This window comes from Paraburkholderia sp. WS6 (assembly GCF_030464835.1).
Classification (GTDB): domain Bacteria; phylum Pseudomonadota; class Gammaproteobacteria; order Burkholderiales; family Burkholderiaceae; genus Paraburkholderia; species Paraburkholderia madseniana.
Map to the genome: position 1 here is coordinate 165961 of NZ_JALQCK010000004.1, position 16016 is coordinate 181976.

Sequence of the window (16016 nt, forward strand, 5' to 3'; positions counted from 1 at the left end):
ACAGCGGTCTATGCTGAAACTCACATGGACGCGGGCCGCTCGAGTGCCGTGAATCTCGACTCGCAGTTCGAGCGGGATCGGGGCGTCGATAGTCTTGCGCGCGCAGACATCTCCAGCCGGATCGAGCAAACGCTTCATGTACACGTGCCGCTCGACGCGTTTTCAACCGTCCTGACACGGCGTCCCGGCATTTCACATCTGGCAGTTGTTGACCTACGGCTTCCTGCACGCGAGCTTCATGCACCTTTCCGTCCACATGTCCGGCTGTCGTGTTCGGCTGCGACGTTGACAGACGCGCGAAGTGATAGATAAGGAGGGTGTGACAGACCTCACTCCGGCTCAACAGAAGATTCGCGAGGCTGAACCGACAAGGTCTTCGACATCTTGAGCTGCACCCAGACTATCCCTTCCCGCAAACCGGCCAGCACCGCCTCACGCTCGTTCGAATAAATGCTGCTGTGGGTGAACGCGTGTGTGAAAACGCCCTCCGGCGTGTTGTGGCTGAGCTGGATCGAGCAGTCGAAGCCGCCCGATACCTGATGCGTCACGACCGACACCGACCAGTCGTTCTCGCAGACGTTGCCCGAAATTGTCATGAGTCGCTCCAGGTCCTTCGACCGCGCGAGGCCGAACCGCCTCGAAGCAGGCGATCCGGGCCTCTCGCCGTCAGTTAGCCGACCGTCAGGTTGTCGACGACCGCGTGCACACCCGGTGCCGACCATGCCGCTCCGCGCGCGGCCGATCGTTCGGCCGCGGAATCGACCTTGCCCGTGAGGGTAACGGTGCCCTCATGCACCTTGATCGCGATGTGCTTCGCTTCACGATCGGCGTGGCGTTGCAGCGCCTGGCTGATCTGCTCACCGATATCCTGCGCGGCAGCGTCCCCGCCGATACGGATCATGTTCGAGACGCCCGTCACACCGCGCATGTGCGATACGGTCCGCGTGGCGACATGGCTCTGATAAGCACAATCCACCTCCCCGCTCAACGTCACCCGGCCTTTTTCGACCTGCACCTTGACGGCATCTTCACTCAATCCGACGGTCCAGCGCAGGATCGTACGAACGGCGTTGGCGATGTCTTCATCGGTTCTCACGTCCGTATGCAGCAGGCGGATATCCATTTCCACCACGACGGCCTTGACGCCCGCCACGCGCTGCGCCGCTTTCTCCGCAGCCAGTTTCTCGGCGTAGCTGGCCGGATGCCCGGACAGGGTGACGACGCGGTCGCGCACTTCGACGCCGATGTCCGTGATTTCGACGGCCGGATCCCACGCCAGTTCGTCTTCGACCTGCCGCTTCAATTCCATGTCCGACTTCATTGCTTGCTCCTTGATGTGGCATGCAAGGGATTGCAGCCGCGCCGGGACGTGCAGCCGTGCGCCCGGCGCGGCGCCGATCAATTGATCGGCAGGCGTTTGCGCTCGGACGCCGCCTTCTTGGGCAGCGTCAACGAGAGCACACCGTCCTTGTATTGCGCGGCCGCAGTGGCTTCGTTGATCTCGCTCACGAGCGAAAACGACCGGCTGACAGCGCCCGAATAACGCTCACGCCGAATCACCCGTTCGCCGTCTTTCAGTTCCTGCTTACGCTCGACCTTGGCGCTGATCGATAGGAGGTTGCCATCGATTTTCACGTCAATATCGTCCTTCTCGACACCTGGCAGTTCGGCTTTCACCGTGTACTCCGTGTCGCTTTCCGTCACATCGACCTTGATATCGGCCAGCGGCGCGTTGCCACCCGCGCCGCCGTGCAGCGGACGAAATAAGCCCTGGAACAGCTCCGACATGGGTTCGAGCGGAAACGGGTCAAAACGAGTCAAGTTGCTCATCGTGTCACTCCTCAAAACATCCATGGACATCATGGACACCGGATCGGTTGAATGGCGCGGCCGTGCGGATCGCCGGCGGGCCGGCTTTCCTGACGGCTCGTGGGTCAAGTCGTCTCGACGGCTAGGACACCTCGATGATGACTTTCAGCGCATGCGTCTCGGCCGCTCGGCCGAAGGTGTCGTAAGCACCTGCGACATCCTCGAGCTGGAAGCGGTGCGTGATCAACCGCGCGGGGTCGATGCGGCCCGAGCGAACGGTTTTGAGTAGCATCGGCGTGCTCACGGTATCGACGAGACGCGTCGTGATCGCGATGTTGCGATCCCACAGTTTTTCGAGGTGCAGATCGGCTTTCACGCCGTGCACGCCCACATTCGCGATCACGCCGCCGGGCGCAATAAGCGCCTCGCACAACTCGAACGTAGCCGGTATGCCGACCGCCTCTATCGCGCAATCAACGCCCGCCTGCTCCGTCAGCTTCATTACAGCGGCAACCGGATCGGCGTGGCCGTTATCGATGCACGCGGTGGCGCCGAAGCGCTTCGCAACTTCAAGACGGTTCGGATCGAGGTCGATCATCACGATCTGCGCTGGCGAATAGAACTGCGCGGTTAACAGTGCGGCGAGACCGATCGGGCCGGCCCCGACAATCGCCACCGTGCTACCCGGCTGCACCTTGCCGTTCAGCACGCCGCATTCGAAGCCGGTCGGCAGGATGTCCGAGAGCATCACGAGCGCTTCTTCATCGGCACCGGCCGGAACCGGATACAGACTCGTCTCGGCGTGGGGAATGCGCACGTACTCAGCCTGGGTGCCGTCGATCTTGTTGCCAAGAATCCAGCCACCGGTGGTGCAATGCGAATAGATGCCGCGCCGGCAGTAGTCGCATTTGCCGCACGACGAAATGCATGAAATCAGTACCCTGTCGCCTGGTTTGAACAGCGACACTGCCGCGCCGACCTCCTGCACGATGCCTACCCCCTCGTGGCCGAGAATGCGTCCCGGCTCACAAGTCGGCACATCGCCCTTCAGAATGTGCAGGTCGGTGCCGCAAATCGTGGTACGCGTCATCTTGACTATCGCGTCGCCAGGTGCGGCGAGCGTGGGAATGGGCCGTTCGTCGAGCGATTTCTTGCCCGGACCGTGATACACGAGCGCTTTCATAGGGGATTGCCTCCGTTGATCGAAACGAGCCTGCTATACGACCGACTTTATGCTGGCTCACGCAGCGCCGATTGACATGAATCAAGCGATACATATCGGCGACCATGCAGCGGAATGAATGACCTCGGCCAATTTCCGCCAACCGTACGCGCCTATGCCGGACGAGACCTTATTGCTTTGCGGAGCCGATCATGGCCGATCATTTCTCTTCGCCGCCTCTCCGGCCGCGGCATGCCAGACAACGCGAACATCGCGCGCAGCGAGCCTGACGCGTCATCCTTCAACCCATATGCATGCCGCCATTGATCGCGAAGTTCGCGCCTGTGACGAAGCCCGTGTCGTCGGAACACAGAAATGCGATCAGAGCCGCGACTTCATCAGGCTGACCGAGCCGGCCCACCGGAATCTGCGGCAGGATCCTCGTTTCCATCACGTCCTTCGGCACGGCTGCGGTCATCGCGGTCTCGAGGTAGCCTGGCGATACGGTATTGACCGTCACGCCGTGTTTCGCGACTTCCAGCGCCAGCGACATGGTGAAGCCGTGAATCCCGGCCTTGGCCGCCGCGTAGTTGGTCTGACCGAAGGCGCCGCGCTCGCCGTTCACCGAGCCGATATTGACGACGCGTCCGAAGCCTTGCGCAATCATTCCGCCGAGCAAGGGCTTGGTCATATTGAACAGCGCGTCGAGATCGGTGCGCAGCACCACATCCCAGTCGTCCTTGTTCATTTTGGCAAAAGTCGAATCGCGCGTGATGCCGGCATTGTTGACGAGAATGTCGACCGAACCAAATTCATTCAGGACGCGCTCGGCGCAATGTGCGCACGAGTCGAAACTGGTCACGTCGGCTTCGTAGGCATGAAAGTGGCGGCCGGCGTCGCGTTCGCGCATGAGCCAGGTGGCGACGTGATCGTTACGTTCCGAGTGCGACATCGCGACCACCATGCCGGCATCATGGAGACGCCGGCTAATGGCGGCGCCGAGTCCGCCCATGCCGCCGGTGATGAATGCTACGCGCTTAACTGACATGGTGATCTCCTTGAGGCGAACGGCTCTGTGCCGCAGCGGGTGGCGCTGCCATTGATCGCGAGGCAGCAGTGCGTTCAATGTAGGGGGTGCCGGCGAAAGCCCGTTGACCTGTATCAAGTGCGCACCTGGCCATACTTATCGTGAGCGTGCCCTGCCCCAGTTGAGCTGCGCTCAGGCGTCGGCTTCGGTCTCCCGAACCAGCAACACAGGGCACGGCGAATGGCGCACGAAGCGCTCGGCGACGCTGCCGAGCACCATGCGCCGCATGCCGCGCCGTCCATGGGTGCCCATCACCACGAGATCCACGCCACGCCGCTCGACACAGCGCGCGATACAGCTCGCGATGTCCTCGGCGATGCCTTGGGTCTCGAGAATCTCGGAATCGCCTGCCACGCCGAGTGCTTGCATTTTCACGAGTGCGTCGTCCAGCAGGCTGTGTCCGACCTGGCGTTCGGCGTCGGTCAGCAGATGGGGATCGCACGCGCCAGCGTAGGTGAACGCACCCGACTGATCGATGACATACACCGCCGTCAGTCTGGCGCGCGCCAGCTTGGCCATGCGAATCGCTTCGTTGAGCGCCCGTTTCGACGCTTCACTGCCGTCCACGGCCACCAGAATGTTTGCGTACATGATTTTCTCCTCGTAGCACTTTTCAAAAGAACCGGAGCGGCCCAGGAGCGGACTCGGGACGATCAGGAGCGCGTGCGCGCCGGATTCCGTTCGAGTTGCTGCTCAGCGGAATCGAATGCCGCCTGTATCGCAGCCGTGGCATCGGTGTCCAGACAATGTCCGATCGCGACGAGCTCGCCATTGCGCATGATCAGATCGAGCCGGGCGTCGAACACCGGACTGCGCCTGTCGCCAGCCAGCACGTCGGCCCCGGAGCGCCCGGACGCGACACGAATGGATTCGATCGCCAGATGGCAGCCCGAAATGGACCTGCTGAAACGCTCCAGGCGCACCAGTTGCGAAGCCGCCTCCGCTTCGATTTGCGACGTCCCGGCAAAGCCGAGATAGACGATTTGCATACCGACTCCCATGTATCTTCTCCCAGGCTTGCAGTGCTTCGCGCGGGCTCCGTCACGAAATTGCCCGCCGCAGTCGCGTCGCTAGTCCGGCAAGATACGGCCGCGGGATGATTGAATGATCGGCGCGAATGGCCCAGGCCACTTGACTTGTGTCAAGACATCAGGCGGGCGGTTGCCCACACTCGCCTGACTGATTGGAGCGGCGTGGCGTGGCGACGAATTGAACCCTGCATTGGCCGCTGCCGACCACATTCCAGAACGCGCCCTGTGCGCGGATGCTAAGCTTTCGGCAAACGGCGTCACCTACCGTCATATGCCGTTCTGAAAACCGCATTCGGGAGGCGTGCAACGTGGGACGGGAGATAACGGTGGATTTCAACTGGAACTATACAAAGCGCAAGACTGGCTCGGCAAACGACTCCGACGTCCCGCTGGAGGACCGCTATCAGTTGCTGATCGATGCGGTGCAGGATTATGCGATTTTCATGCTGGATCCAGAAGGCCGCGTGGCGAGCTGGAACAGCGGCGCCCGCAAAATCAAGGGCTATTCCACCGACGAAATCATCGGCCGTCATTTTTCTGTTTTCTATACACCTGAAGACGTCGCCTCGGACAAGCCCACGCGTGAACTTGCCATTGCCGCCGCCCGTGGCCGGGCGGAGGACCAGGGCTGGCGCGTGCGCCGGGACGGTTCGCGCTTCTGGGCGGATGTCACGATCACCGCGGTGCACGATCCGTCCGGCGCGCTGCTCGGCTTCGCCAAGGTCACGCGCGATATGACCGAACGCATTCGGCTGGCCGAACTCGAGCACAGCAGCGAATTGGCGGCGCAGATCCAGAGTGCGCGCGAGGACGAACAGAAGCGCATCGCTCGCGAATTGCACGACGATCTTGGCCAGCAACTGACTGCGCTCAAAATGGGCATCGCCGCACTGGAGGTGCAACTGGCGGCGAGCAACGCCCGCCCCGCCGCGCTAGCCGCAACGACCGGACTGCAACAGCAGATCGACGTCATGATGGCATCGCTGCGGCGCCTCGCGTCCGACCTGCGACCACCCATGCTGGACGACCTCGGCCTGGCCGCCGCGCTCGAGTGGCTTGTCGACGACTTCACACATCGCTACGACTTCGAGACCGTCGTCGAAGCCGGCCTCGACGAGACAAGCTTTACGCCGTCCGCTTCTACCACGATTTACCGTATCGTCCAGGAAGCGCTGACCAATGTCGCGAAGCATGCCGAGGCACGTCACGTGCTGATTGCGATATCGACGAGCGCCGACACCTGCACCGTACGTATTGAAGACGACGGGCGTGGCACGGAGCTCGACGATAAGCGCAGGCCGCGCGCATTCGGTTTGCTCGGCATGCGCGAGCGAGCGCGCCAGCTGGGTGGCTTCGTCCAGATAGCTAGCACACCCGGCGCCGGCTTCGCGATTGCCGTTCATCTGCCCCTCAGCGCGATTCAGGCGGACAGTCACGTCCGATAGCCCCATCGTCGACGTGCGACTGGGTGCCGATGCGGCCCACCTCCCTTCGCAGCGCCGCGATTTCCGCCTGCAAGGTCTTGATGTCGCGATGCATTTCACGGCGCAGCAGGCGCTCTTCCTGTTCGACGAAGATCGCCGCAATGCTCGCGAACACCAGCGACAGCAGACCGTAGCCAAGCAACACCACGAAGGCAGCGAAAACCCGCGACGCCGGCGTGGTCGGCGCCATGTCGCCGAAGCCGACCGTCGCGCTACTTTCGAATGCCAGCCAGACGCCCTCGGCATAGCTGTGCACGCTCGGCTCGAGCCAGTAAAAGCCCGCGCCCGCCGACGCCAGAAGGACCGCAGCAATTGCCAACAGCAAAAGTAAGCGATTGGGCGAGAAAAACGCCCGCACCGACATGGCGATGCGCGCCGCCACCAGTCCCACGAACAGAATGCGCAGCACCCATTCGAGCGACGACCACGTGGACACGCCCCACGCGACGCTAGCCGCCGCGCCCATTGTGATCAACAGGTCGTAACGGTTTCGCATGAGAAACCGCCTGGGATGGCGGCTCAGACGGGCCATCCAGGCGAGCGAAACGGCGAACGCGGCCGCCATACAGGCATAGAGCGCCCTGCCCGCCGGATGCAGCATCGGCAAATCGACGGCCAGTTCGAAGTAGAAAGCGGGAATGGCGAGCAGGCTGAATCCCAACAGAACCCACTGTAGCCAACGCCATGCACGCACCGCCCGCGCGTTGTCATGGGCATCGACACCGCCGAGGCCCGCAATGCGAAAACGCTCGTTCATTTCGCCACCGAATTCGAGGTTAGGACGCTGATTGACCACGCGGACGACGCCCTGTGCTGGACCAGCATATGGACGTGCTATCAGGTGTTCTTGATAAGGATCACAAAACAGCGAAATGCGCCGGACCTGCGCTGCATGAGCGTCCGCAACGAATGAGGGGCCCCAGCTTCCGCCTTGATAAAAAAGCGCCGCCGCGATCGCTACTTGATCCAACTCAATCGGAACGCCGACACGGCGGGTATGTTGGAGCATCGTCCACCCTACGCCTCGGGGCGGTCCGACTGCATTTGGATAGCGGCGAACATGAAAAGGAAATCGACGTGCAAAACTCTGACCCGATTCACGCACCCACTCTGCGCGCCGACGCCGACCTCGACGGCCACCCGCAAGAGGGCGGCAAGTTCTATCTCATCGGCGGCGGCATCGCTTCGTTAGCAGCAGCGGCGTTCCTGATCCGCGACGGGCATGTGCGCGGCTGCGACATCACCATTCTGGAAGCGCTCGACAAGCCCGGCGGCAGCCTGGACGGCGCCGGCACCGCGGAAGGCGGCTATGTCGTGCGCGGCGGCCGCATGCTCGAAAGCAAGTATCTGTGCACCTATGACCTGTTCTCGTCGATCCCTACGCTGGATAACAGCAAGAGCGTGACGCAGGAGATCTTCGACTGGAACGAGACCATCAGAACCTCATCGAAGTCGCGGCTTGTCGGAAACGGCAAACGCGAAGACACGCCCGAATATGGGCTCGACGAAAAACATCTACTGACGCTAGGCCGCCTGTCGATCGAACCCGAAGTGATGCTCGGAAATAGCCGGATTTCGGACCACTTCGATTCGTCCTTCTTCGAGACCAATTTCTGGTTGATGTGGTGCACGACCTTCGCTTTTCAGCCGTGGCATAGCGCGGTCGAACTTCGGCGCTATCTGCTGCGCTTCGCGCATATGTCGGCCGGGTTTAGCCAGTTGCACGGCATCATGCGTACGGTCTACAACCAGTACGACTCGATGATCCGGCCATTGCGCCGCTGGCTGGACGACCACGGCGTTGCGTTCCGGCCGGACACCCGGGTCACGAATCTGCTGTTCGACGAAACCGGTGCAGAAAAGCGCGTGCGCGGCATTGTCTGCGAAACCGCGCATCAGCGTATTGAACTGCCGGTAGGGCCGGCAGACAAGGTCATCGTCACGCTCGGCTCCATGACAGCCGCTTCCAGCCTGGGCGCCATGGACCACCCCGCGGCCTTGAACAGCACCGACGACACCGGCGCCTGGCGCCTCTGGAAAACCATCGCTGCGGGCCGCCCCGAGTTCGGCCACCCGTCCGTCTTCGCGGATCACGTCGACGCCTCGAAGTGGTTGTCGTTCACTGTGACCTTGCGCGACCCGACGTTATTCCGGCTGATCCGCGACCTGACCGGCAATGTGCCGGGTGAAGGTGGGCTGATTACCTTTGCCGAGTCGAGCTGGCTGGCGTCGATCGTGGTGCCGCATCAGCCGCATTTCATCGACCAACCCGCGGACGTGCAGGTGTTGTGGGGCTACGGCTTGCGGGTCGACGAGCCCGGCGATTTCGTCGGCAAGCCAATGCAGGCCTGCACCGGCCGCGAAATCCTGACGGAGATGCTTGGCCATTTGCGGGTGGAGGCGGAGTCTGCCCGAATTCTCGAACACGCCAACTGCATCCCCTGCCTGATGCCATTCATCACGAGCCAGTTCCTGCCGCGCAGCCGTGGCGACCGGCCTGCCGTGGTGCCCGAAGGCTGGCAAAACCTCGCCTTCACCGGGCAATTCTGCGAACTGCCCGACGACGTCGTGTTCACCGTCGAATACTCGGTGCGCTCGGCGCAGAACGCGGTGTATGCGCTGCTCGGACTCGATCTTGCCGCGCCCAAAGTCTACAAGGGCCAGCATGATCCCCGGGTCGTCTACAAGGCATTTTCGACGCTACGGGACCGTTAGTCCGTGCCATGCAGCGTGCGGCTGACGACTCGCCCGGCGCCGCAGAAGGCATCGCCGCTCAGACGGCGGCACCTGCACTCGCCGCCAGTTCCACAATATCCGCCGTGATTTCATCCTGACGGACCTGGCGGTAATTCTGCGTCAGGGCTTCGAGCGTCTCTTTCACATTGGCGCGCGCGGCCAGCATGGCACGCACCCGGGCTTCGTTCTCAGCAGCGAACGAGAGCATCAACGCCTCGCACAACTCGACATAGACATACGCTTCGACCAGTCCGGCAAGCAGGCGGTCCGAAGGCAAATTGAGCAACGGCGGCTGACTGCGCCGCACTACCTGAAAACGGGAAAAATCAAACGGAATCAGGCGATGATCGACGATCTCGCTATGGGCCGCGATACCTGGCACCGCGTGGATGACCGAGACTTCGGTGACCACCCGTTGGTCGAGACGTAGATAAAGTGCGTCGGTAATACGGCTGGCGAGTGCGGGCACATCGTCGGCATGGGAGGCGGCCGGCGAACGCCAGGCAAATGCGAGGCGACGTTCGTTTGCCGCGATCTCGCCGCGTGTGCCCACGAGCAGACACTCGCATGGCGCCGACGCGAGGCGGGACTGTACGCGGTCAAGGATCTGCTCATTGAATGAGCCGACGAAACCCTGCTCCGCGCACAGTGCGATGACGATCTGCGTGCCGCGCTCCGGCACGCGCATTGGCGCCCCGGCACCGTGCGCGAGTACGGCGCCGATCGCGGCCCCGACTGTCGAAGCCGAAGAACGGATGCCGGGCAGCCGCCGTTGCGCTTCGCGCGAGCGGGCTGCCGCGATACCGCGCATTGCCCCAATCACGGCGTCGAGTTGCCGGGCAGTGGCGCTGCGCGATTCGATTTCGCTGAGTTTTCCGCTCATCGCGCGCTCCCTGTGCCCGACGTGCCGCTGGTGGCTGGGAGCGTCAACTGCTGAACCAGTTCGCGAACCGCGGCGACCAGGGCCGCCTGTACATCGGCGTTAAACGATTCGGACGGCGAGCGCGCGTGCGCTTTCGCCAGTTCGGATTGCACGCGCTGGCTCTGCAGTCGTGCCGCCAGTTGCGTTCGCACCCGGGCAACGATCCCGGCCGGCGCCGCGTCGAATACGCCCGCCGACAGTGCGGTGAGCAGCGCGATCTCCTCGACGGTACGCAGTGCGCTGAAGCGCGGCTGTGCAATCAGCGCGCGGATACGTTCCCCGCGAGCGATCTTGCCGGCGACACGCGCGTCCGTCAGACCGCCGAAGCGGCTGAACATTTCCAGCTCGAGGAACTGCGCGTAATCGAGCCGCAGGCGGCCCGACACCTCGCGTAACGCCGGATGCTGCGCCTTTCCACCGACACGGCTCACGCTCAAGCCCACATCGACGGCCGGCCGCTGGTTCGCGGCGAACAGTCCGGCATCCAGCACAATCTGGCCGTCCGTGATCGAAATGAGGTTGGTCGGGATATACGCGGACAGGTTGCCCATGTCGGTTTCGGCAATCGGCAGCGCAGTCAGCGAGCCGCCCCCCAGTTTTGCTGACAGCTTCGCCGCACGCTCGAGCAGGCGGGCATGAACATAGAAGATGTCGCCAGGATAGGCCTCGCGTCCCGGCGGTTCGCGCGTCAGGAGCGCCAGTTCACGATGCGTCGCAGCATGTTTGGTGAGATCGTCGATGACGATTAGCGCGTGCTGTCCGCGATCGCGAAAGTACTCGGCAATGGTGAAACCCGCGAACGGTGCGATCCATTGCAGTCCGGGCGCCGATGCCGCGGCGGCGACGACGAATATACAGCGCTCTGGGGCGCCGTACTGGCGGACGGATTCGATTACCCGCTGCACGGCGGTCGTGCGCTGGCCGATCGCGACATACACACAGATCATCTCCGACTGTTTCTGATTGACGATCGCATCGATGGCCAGGGCGGTTTTGCCGGTGGCGCGATCACCGATGATCAGTTCCCGCTGCCCGCGGCCGATCGCGAACAGCGCATCGACGAGGAGCACACCGGTTTCGACCGGCTCGCTAACCAGGTCACGCTCGATGATCGCCGGCGCCGGCCGTTCGACTGCCATGCGCGTTGTCGCCACGATTGGCTCGTCACGGTCGAGCGGCCGCCCGAGCGGGTCGATCACGCGCCCGAGCAGCCCTTCTCCGACCGGCACCTCCAGCACGGTGCCGGTACGTGTCACGCGCGCACCCGCTTCGACCCCGGTCCCGTCGTCCAGCAGCACGACGCTGATCAGGTCAGCGTCCAGCGTGTGGGCAAAGCCCGTCGCGCCGCTGTCGAAATGGAGCAGTTCATTGAGGGCCGCGTCCGGCAGGCCCGAGACAAACGCGATGCCGTCGCCGCACCGCTCGACCCGTCCGAGCGTCTCGGCGTATGGGGTCACAGCGGTGCGGGCCAGCGTGTTGCGCTGCGCCGCAAGCCAGGGGTCGTCGGCCATGTCAGCTGGGCACATGCTCGCTACCCAGCAGCGCCGCCCTGATCTGCGCGAGATCCGCGCCGAAGTTATTGCGCACCACAGCGTGGGCGGCCCGCAGTTCCAGCCCGGCAATCAGTTGCGGATCGACCTCGATCGCAAGAGACACCGCCCGGTTCAGGCACACTGCGAGCACCGTGCGGCAATGGTCCAGCTCCTGCGGACTCAGCGCACGCGGCGCGGCTAGCGTGAGCGCCAAGCCGTTTGCGCCGAGCTGTGCGCGAACCGGCTCGGGGAGTTGTGCAATGGCCTCGGCGAGACCGTCGACAAAACCGCTCACGCGCACGTTCTCCGGCAGCTTCGCGAGCAGCTTTGCCGCGATGTCGACGGCCAGCTGGGTGGCCCGGACCGCGACGAGTTTGTCCTGTTCGACGCGCGCGGCCTCGGCTTCGGCGTCGGCGGCCGCGCGCAGCCTGTCCGCATCGGCTTGCGCGGCCGCCAGTAAGGCGGCCTTTTCCGCCGCCGCGTCGGCGGCCACCGCTTTCATGGCGTCGCCGCGCGCGGCGACAAGCTGCTGCGTCTCGCGAGCCGCTGTATCGCGCTCCAGAACCGCCGCGCGCTTCGCCGCGTCGGCGTCCGCGATCAGCGTCTGCGCCGCCTTCTGGCGCTCGGTGATGATGCCCGCAACCGGGCGGAACAGGAACCGCGCCAGCAACCAGATCAGGACCAGGGCATTGATCGTCTGCAGCGCGAGCGTCGACCAGTCGATTCGCATGACCGCCGCCTATTTCACGAACGGGTTGGCAAACAGCAGGAGCAAGGCGATCACGAGGCAATAGATCGCCATCGTCTCGATCATGGCCAGCCCGACAAAGAGCGTACGCGACACGGTGCCGGCCGAGTCGGGCTGCCGCGCGATGGCATCCATCGCGGCAGCGACGGCGCGGCCTTCGGCAAGCGCCGGGCCGATCGCGCCGAACGACACGGCAAGCGCCGCGGCGGCGATGCTGACGATTTCAATGAGGTTATTCATGAGGCTTCGCCCTTTTTTACACTAACGGGATGATGGGTATCGCTGATCGCAGCGCCGATGAACACCATCGACAGAACGGCAAAAATATAGGCTTGCACGGCGCCCGTCAGCAGGTCCAATGCCATCAACGGAATGGGGACGAGCAGGCCGGCGAGCGAAAGAATGATGCCGATCACGAACACACCGCTCATCACGTTGCCGAACAGGCGCACCACGAGGGAAAACGTCCGCGTGATCTGCTCGACGACGTTGAGCGGAATCATGACCCAGCTGGGTTCGGCAAAAGCAGCGAGGTAGCCCGCCGTGCCGCGCGTGCGAATGCCGCAGAAAATCGTCGCACCCAGCACGATCAGGGCGAGCGCGGCATCCGTCTCGAGGTGCGCGGTGGGCGGCGTCACACCCGGCACGAGGGCCGACCAGTTGGCGATCAGCACAAAGAGGAACAGTGTGCCGATCAAAGCGCGATATGTGGCGGGACCGGTTTGCATAGTGTCGCGGATCTGCTGATCGATCGTCTCGACCAGCAGCTCCAGCACGGTTTGCACCTTGCCCGGCGTGAGCGACAGGTTGCGGGTCAGCCAGGCGGACACCGCGGTCATCAGGATGATGATTGCCCAGGTCGCGATCACGGGCTCAGTGATCGCGAGCGGACCGAGATGCAGGAGCGGCGCGGTGGCCAGCGGCGAAGCAGTCATGGCTGGCCTCCATGGCGCCGCATTACGATGGCGCGTGCGAGCAGAAAGCCGGCCATGCCGGCAAGCAGCGCCAATGCGCCGACGTGCGTGAGCATGAACAGCAGCGCACCGGTGAGCGCGAAGCGGGCAAGCTGCAACGCCAGCGCCGCTGCCGCGCGGCCCTCGGCGAAGAGCGGCCAGTTCCAGCGCAGCGACATGAAATGCCACGCGCCGGCCAACGTGCCGAGCGCGAGTCCCACGGCCAACTGTGCGATCAAGGGCAGCGGACTAGTCATCGCGCCCCCGTTGCTGACGATGCATCCATTTCCACGCCGACCAGAAACCGATCGCAGCACCGATCATCAGCAGCGGCGCCGAGAAGAACACGCGCGTGCCGAAGGTCCGGTCCAGCCAGTGTCCGATCGCGAGCCCAATCAGCGTCGGCAGGACAATGGCCCACCCCAGGATGCCAATCTGGCCGAGCCTGCTACCCAGCGACGGCTCCGGTTCAGCGCGTCCGCGCGAATCGAGCTCGGCGGCCTGGCGGGCCGCGCCGGCCATCCTGTCGTCAGGCCGTTTGCGCTGGTCGATCTGATGTGGATTCATCGTGGGTTGGCTCCGATACCGGGTCCGTCGGGTCCGTCGGCACCGCCGCCCGGGTGCGGCCGTAGATAGCGCAACATCTGACGCACGGCGCGAGCATGCAGCTGCAATTGCTCGACACGGGCACGCCGCGCCGCATCGTCCTCCTCGGCATGGCGGCTGCGGACCCCGGCTTCCAGACTTTCCAGCGAATCGCCTGAGATTGCTTCGCGGCAGGCGATCGATATCCGAACGCCGCGCGACACCAACAATACGCCGCCATCCACCGCGCAATAGCGCGTCGTACCGTCGGTACAGGTCCAACGGACCACCGACGGCGCCAGCAGCGTCACGCAATCGGCATGTCCGGGGCGGATGCCGAACGAGCCGCTTGCGTCTTCCGCGCGCAGGGACACGATCTCGACAGCGTCGAACCATACCCGCAGCGGCGTCGCCACAGTCAAGGTTAGCGGCGCGGCGCTCATGGCACCGCCTCCATGCCGTGCGCCGCCATGTCCTGCGAGGCGGCCGCCTCTTCCTTGCGACGGCCTTCGTCGAGCGTGCCGATCATGTAGAGCGAGCTTTCCTGCCATGTATCGCACTCGCCGGCGAGAATCGCCTTGCAGCCGCCGATCGTGTCGGCGACTGCCACGGAGCGGCCTGCTTCGCCCGTGAAGGCTTCGGTCACGGCAAACGGCTGGGTCAGGAAGCGCTGCAGGCGCCGCGCACGCCCTACGAGAGCGCGGTCTTCGGCGCCCAGTTCCTCGATACCGAGCAAGGAGATCACGTCCTGTAGTTCGCGGTAGTGCTCGATGATCCGGCGCACCTCGGTCGCGACTGCCGCGTGTTCCTCGCCGACTACGAGCGGATCGAGCAGGATCGAAGACGACGCGATCGGATCGATGGCGGGATACATGCCTTCGGCGGCCATCGAACGGGACAACACGACCATGCTGTCGATATGCGCGGCGATCGCGGTCACGGCAGGGTCGGTGAAATCGTCGGCGGGCACGTACACGGCCTCGATTGCCGTGACCGATACGTCGCCGACCGACACTATGCGCTCCTGCAGACTGGCGACTTCGCTCGCCAGCGTAGGCTGGTAGCCGACTCGCGAAGGCATGCGCCCCAGCAGGCCCGACACCTCGGCACCCGCCTGCACGAAGCGAAACACGTTATCCATCAGCAGCAGTACGTTTTGCCGGCGTTCGTCGCGGAAATACTCGGCGATCGTCAATGCCGTAAACGGCACGCGCCAGCGTGCGCCAGGCGGTTCGTTCATCTGGCCGTACACCAGCACCGTGCGCGCCAGCACGCCCGACGTGCGCATGTCGAGCAGCATCTCGTGGCCTTCGCGCGAGCGTTCGCCAACGCCTGCGAACACCGAAATCCCCTGGTAGCGCTCGACCATCGCATGGATTAATTCCATGACCAGGACGGTCTTGCCAACGCCCGCACCACCGAACATCGCCGCCTTGCCGCCCTGGGCGAGCGGCGCAAGCAGGTCGATTACCTTGATGCCCGTCGAAAACAGCGTAGTGGCGCCGGTCTGCGCGGCGAGCGGCGGCGCTGCACGATGAATCGGACGGCGCTCGATCTGCGCGGGGAGCGCCGCGCCGTCGTCGCGGGTCGCGCCCGTCACGTCGAGCAGCCTGCCGAGCACCGCCTCGCCGACTGGCGCCTCAATGGGACCGCCACAGGCCCGCACGCGCGCGCCGCGCCGCAATCCCGCCGTCGATTGCAGCGCCAGCGCCCGCACCGTTGTTTCGCTCAGGTGGGCTTGAACTTCGGCGAGAACCGGCGCGAGATCGTCCGGCAGGATGAGGAGCGCGTCGTCGATGGCCGGAAGCTGATCACCCGCAAACCTGACGTCGACCACTGCGCCCCGCACAGCGACAACGCTACCGTCGCTTACGGCGGGCTGTCTCGCTGGCAAGGGTGCTGTTGAATGAGTCGACATATCGAGGATTCCTTGCGGCCGCTTTTTTGATAGTCGCACGATACCGCCC

The 16016-nt window shown here is 64.0% G+C and carries 19 protein-coding genes and 2 pseudogenes; 4 read left to right on the forward strand and 17 right to left on the reverse strand.

Annotation, left to right across the window (positions count from 1 at the left end; all coding sequences use genetic code 11):
• Positions 1 to 24: 24 nt before the first annotated feature.
• A pseudogene (locus M0D64_RS44865) lies at positions 25 to 150 on the forward strand (phosphopantetheine-binding protein); the annotation flags it as partial.
• 34 nt (positions 151 to 184) lie between these two features.
• Positions 185 to 293, forward strand: a pseudogene (locus M0D64_RS44870) (rhomboid family intramembrane serine protease); the annotation flags it as partial.
• Positions 294 to 329: 36 nt separating this feature from the next.
• On the opposite strand, the gene M0D64_RS07030 reads toward M0D64_RS44870, so the two are convergent.
• From M0D64_RS07030 to M0D64_RS07060, 7 genes are all read right to left on the reverse strand, one after another.
• A complete protein-coding gene (locus M0D64_RS07030) occupies positions 330 to 596 on the reverse strand; it encodes a UDP-glucose 4-epimerase (RefSeq protein WP_154560398.1) in 267 nt (88 codons plus the stop codon).
• 74 nt (positions 597 to 670) lie between these two features.
• On the reverse strand, positions 671 to 1321 hold the full coding sequence (locus M0D64_RS07035) for a BON domain-containing protein (RefSeq protein WP_154560397.1): 651 nt from the start codon (positions 1319 to 1321) through the stop codon (positions 671 to 673).
• Positions 1322 to 1398: 77 nt separating this feature from the next.
• On the reverse strand, positions 1399 to 1830 hold the full coding sequence (locus M0D64_RS07040) for an Hsp20/alpha crystallin family protein (RefSeq protein WP_266257233.1): 432 nt from the start codon (positions 1828 to 1830) through the stop codon (positions 1399 to 1401).
• 121 nt (positions 1831 to 1951) lie between these two features.
• Positions 1952 to 2992: a zinc-dependent alcohol dehydrogenase family protein gene (locus M0D64_RS07045; protein ID WP_266257114.1), complete on the reverse strand. Its 1041-nt coding sequence runs from the start codon at positions 2990 to 2992 to the stop codon at positions 1952 to 1954.
• 280 nt (positions 2993 to 3272) lie between these two features.
• Positions 3273 to 4019, reverse strand: coding sequence for a beta-ketoacyl-ACP reductase (locus tag M0D64_RS07050; RefSeq protein WP_154560394.1), 747 nt, complete (start codon positions 4017 to 4019; stop codon positions 3273 to 3275).
• A 171-nt stretch (positions 4020 to 4190) separates the two neighbouring features.
• Positions 4191 to 4649 carry a universal stress protein gene (locus M0D64_RS07055; RefSeq protein WP_266257115.1) on the reverse strand — a complete coding sequence of 153 codons (459 nt, stop codon included), beginning with the start codon at positions 4647 to 4649 and terminating at the stop codon, positions 4191 to 4193.
• 62 nt (positions 4650 to 4711) lie between these two features.
• Entirely contained in the window at positions 4712 to 5059 is a 348-nt protein-coding gene (locus tag M0D64_RS07060) for an HPF/RaiA family ribosome-associated protein (RefSeq protein ID WP_266257116.1), read from the reverse strand.
• A gap of 356 nt (positions 5060 to 5415) precedes the next feature.
• Between M0D64_RS07060 and M0D64_RS07065 the strand changes: the two genes are divergently transcribed.
• A complete protein-coding gene (locus M0D64_RS07065) occupies positions 5416 to 6534 on the forward strand; it encodes a PAS domain-containing sensor histidine kinase (protein ID WP_266257117.1) in 1119 nt (372 codons plus the stop codon).
• On the opposite strand, the gene M0D64_RS07070 is transcribed toward M0D64_RS07065, so the two are convergent.
• Positions 6500 to 7330: a potassium channel family protein gene (locus tag M0D64_RS07070; RefSeq protein WP_266257118.1), complete on the reverse strand. Its 831-nt coding sequence runs from the start codon at positions 7328 to 7330 to the stop codon at positions 6500 to 6502. The genes M0D64_RS07065 and M0D64_RS07070 overlap by 35 nt on opposite strands.
• Before the next feature lie 353 nt (positions 7331 to 7683).
• Between M0D64_RS07070 and M0D64_RS07075 the strand changes: the two genes are divergently transcribed.
• Positions 7684 to 9288, forward strand: coding sequence for an oleate hydratase (locus M0D64_RS07075; RefSeq protein ID WP_266257234.1), 1605 nt, complete (start codon positions 7684 to 7686; stop codon positions 9286 to 9288).
• Between the two features lie 58 nt (positions 9289 to 9346).
• Here M0D64_RS07075 and M0D64_RS07080 read toward each other — a convergent pair whose 3' ends face one another.
• Genes M0D64_RS07080 through atpD form a run of 9 tightly spaced genes read right to left on the reverse strand, consistent with a single transcriptional unit; the run spans position 9347 to position 15967 of the window.
• Complete coding sequence (locus M0D64_RS07080; protein ID WP_266257119.1) at positions 9347 to 10192, reverse strand: F0F1 ATP synthase subunit gamma; 846 nt, start codon at positions 10190 to 10192, stop codon at positions 9347 to 9349.
• Positions 10189 to 11742 (reverse strand): F0F1 ATP synthase subunit alpha, encoded by a 1554-nt coding sequence (locus tag M0D64_RS07085; RefSeq protein ID WP_266257120.1) that lies wholly within the window; start codon positions 11740 to 11742, stop codon positions 10189 to 10191. Before M0D64_RS07085 ends, M0D64_RS07080 begins: the two co-directional genes overlap by 4 nt.
• A gap of 1 nt (position 11743) precedes the next feature.
• Entirely contained in the window at positions 11744 to 12493 is a 750-nt protein-coding gene (locus tag M0D64_RS07090) for a F0F1 ATP synthase subunit B (RefSeq protein ID WP_266257121.1), read from the reverse strand.
• Between the two features lie 9 nt (positions 12494 to 12502).
• Positions 12503 to 12751: a F0F1 ATP synthase subunit C gene (locus tag M0D64_RS07095; RefSeq protein ID WP_012427417.1), complete on the reverse strand. Its 249-nt coding sequence runs from the start codon at positions 12749 to 12751 to the stop codon at positions 12503 to 12505.
• Positions 12748 to 13446 (reverse strand): F0F1 ATP synthase subunit A, encoded by a 699-nt coding sequence (locus M0D64_RS07100; RefSeq protein ID WP_266257122.1) that lies wholly within the window; start codon positions 13444 to 13446, stop codon positions 12748 to 12750. Before M0D64_RS07100 ends, M0D64_RS07095 begins: the two co-directional genes overlap by 4 nt.
• Positions 13443 to 13721, reverse strand: a complete 279-nt coding sequence (locus tag M0D64_RS07105) for an ATP synthase subunit I (RefSeq protein WP_266257123.1) — start codon at positions 13719 to 13721, stop codon at positions 13443 to 13445. The genes M0D64_RS07100 and M0D64_RS07105 overlap by 4 nt, the downstream gene beginning before the upstream one ends.
• Positions 13714 to 14031 (reverse strand): AtpZ/AtpI family protein, encoded by a 318-nt coding sequence (locus M0D64_RS07110; protein WP_266257124.1) that lies wholly within the window; start codon positions 14029 to 14031, stop codon positions 13714 to 13716. Before M0D64_RS07110 ends, M0D64_RS07105 begins: the two co-directional genes overlap by 8 nt.
• A complete protein-coding gene (locus M0D64_RS07115) occupies positions 14028 to 14492 on the reverse strand; it encodes a F0F1 ATP synthase subunit epsilon (protein ID WP_266257125.1) in 465 nt (154 codons plus the stop codon). Before M0D64_RS07115 ends, M0D64_RS07110 begins: the two co-directional genes overlap by 4 nt.
• Positions 14489 to 15967, reverse strand: a complete 1479-nt coding sequence (gene atpD / locus M0D64_RS07120) for a F0F1 ATP synthase subunit beta (protein ID WP_266257126.1) — start codon at positions 15965 to 15967, stop codon at positions 14489 to 14491. Before atpD ends, M0D64_RS07115 begins: the two co-directional genes overlap by 4 nt.
• Positions 15968 to 16016: the final 49 nt, after the last annotated feature.